Raw genomic sequence first — 623 nt, forward strand, 5'->3', positions numbered from 1 at the left:
CCCATCACCGTATGCCAGAACAACCAGGAAGCACCACCCCGGCTCGCCTTTTCAAAACGGCTGATGGCACGGGACATCACCATCACAGGCCCCTTCCGGCCTCGCCGACGCATCAGGCCCAGCAAGCCCAGCTGGTACATCTGGCGCGCTCGCCGATACGGGAAGCGCATCATGCCGGACTCAACCTTGGGGATCGTCACACGAGGCCGCAGGTTCACCAGAAAGAAATAGGCTTCCGGCAGGGGCGCATCGTTACGTTCTTTACGGATCTGGTTAATAGAGGGGATCAGCAAGCTGGGGGACAATGGATAACCGGCACCCAGCAAATCGACAAACCGTTTCAGGAATACAATGGCCTGGGTAAACACCGTTAATGTCTGATCCGCCAGCCGCTCACCCCGAGCAGACCGGCCAGTTTCTGCAAACTCCTCACAAATACGCTCACCAGCACGGAAATCGAGCATCTTGAATGTGCCCCGTACTTGCTGAACCTCGTCCAAAAAGGCGCGAAACTGCTCCGGGCTGCCCGTTTCTGAATACATATCCAACTGTGCAGCGGCTTGATCCAGTGCGTTGGCCACCTCGGCTTTTACCAGGTTCAACGATACTGCAAACGTTGACTC

General features: G+C 56.7%; 1 protein-coding gene. It reads right to left on the reverse strand.

Features of this window, described 5'->3' with window-relative positions:
- On the reverse strand, window positions 1-602 hold a 602-nt coding region (locus Q4563_RS15560; protein WP_303605103.1), incomplete at its 3' end, for a hypothetical protein.
- Window positions 603-623: the final 21 nt, after the last annotated feature.

The organism is Gilvimarinus sp. 1_MG-2023 (genome assembly GCF_030548285.1).